Here is a 1384-nt window from a genome sequence, read left to right on the forward strand (position 1 = left end):
AAACATTCATCATTCTGCCGCTTTGAAATTATATACCGGCCGAATGCGCTGTACAATGTCCGCTGTCGGCGCAATTTGTTCCACAATTTCGTTCATCGTTTTATATGCCATTGGCGATTCATCCAGCGTGCCTTGCTGCACGCAGGTGGTATAAATGCCGCGCATAGATTGCTGAAATTGTTCCAATGTCAAGGTATTCTTGGCATCGGTGCGACTCATCAGACGACCGGCGCCGTGCGGTGCCGATTGATTCCAATCTTCGTTGCCTTTTCCCACACAAATCAGGCTGCCATCCCGCATGTTGATCGGAATGAGCAGCGTTTCTCCTAATTTGGCAGAGACGCTTCCCTTGCGCAAAATCATTGCATCGGTATCAATATAATTGTGAATCGTTGAAAAGGCATCTAAACAGGTTAATCGCATATTTTGCAAGATACTCTGTACCATTGCCTGCCGATTGCGTACCGCAAACCGCTGTACCAGCTTCATATCATGGATATACTCCGCAAACAGTTTTCCGGACACATACGCCAGCTCTTTCGGAACATCCGGCGCATATTCTCGTTTGATTTTCGCCGTCATGCGCGCGATTTCCTGTTCGCGTCCCTGCGCTTTGAGCTGCTGCATCGCTTCCTGCACCAGCGGTCTATATCCCTGCTGCAATGCCTTCCAGCCCGCTTTTTGATAGAAACTCGCTGTCTCCACGCCAAGATGCCGACTGCCCGAATGCACCACCAGATATAGATGTCCGTCTTCTCCGCGGTCTATCTCGATAAAATGATTGCCGCCGCCCAGCGTGCCGATGCTGCATTGCGCGCGCTTGATGTCCACATGTCCGGCACAGCGCAGCTCTCTCAGGTCGATGTCCTTTGCCAGCGGATGCGGATGCGCATGGATCGCATGGCCCGACGGAATGTACGTGCGAATGACGCGATCCAGCTCGTCAAAATCAATCTGCGTTTCTTTGAGCTGAACGGTTTCCATGCCGCAGCCAATGTCCACGCCGACCATGCCGGGCACAACCTTATCCGTCAGCGTCATCGTCGTTCCAATCGTGCATCCCACACCGGCGTGTACATCCGGCATGATGCGAATTTTGGAATCCGCAAATGCTCGCTGGTCACAGACCTGTTGAATCTGCTGCCGCGCCTGCGGCTCTAATGTCTTGCAAAAGCACTTTGCCGTGTTGTACGTTCCTCGAATGGCAATCATATTTTACCCCTCCTATCGCGTCAATTTCCGGATATAGCAAAAAGACCTTAACTTTCGTTAAGGTCTTTGGTGCAGATGGAGGGACTTGAACCCTCACGTCCTTGCGAACACTAGCACCTGAAGCTAGCGCGTCTGCCATTCCGCCACATCTGCATGGCGTCTCTTCTTTTGT

Annotated in this window: 1 protein-coding gene and 1 tRNA gene; both read right to left on the reverse strand. The window is 51.7% G+C overall.

Features of this window, described 5'->3' with window-relative positions:
- Window positions 1–9: 9 nt before the first annotated feature.
- A complete protein-coding gene (locus tag ACR0P9_RS12625; protein WP_432620682.1) occupies window positions 10–1212 on the reverse strand; it encodes an RtcB family protein in 1203 nt (400 codons plus the stop codon).
- Window positions 1213–1279: 67 nt separating this feature from the next.
- Window positions 1280–1365, reverse strand: a tRNA-Leu gene (locus tag ACR0P9_RS12630).
- Between the last annotated feature and the right edge of the window lie 19 nt (window positions 1366–1384).

This window comes from Butyricicoccus sp., from assembly GCF_050872565.1.
Taxonomy (GTDB): Bacteria; Bacillota; Clostridia; order Oscillospirales; family Butyricicoccaceae; genus Butyricicoccus_A.

Bases quoted from the DNA above. Each gene is read 5' to 3' on its own strand.
- ACR0P9_RS12625 (WP_432620682.1), bottom strand. From the start codon at position 1,212: ATGATTGCCATTCGAGGAACGTACAACACGGCAAAGTGCTTTTGCAAG.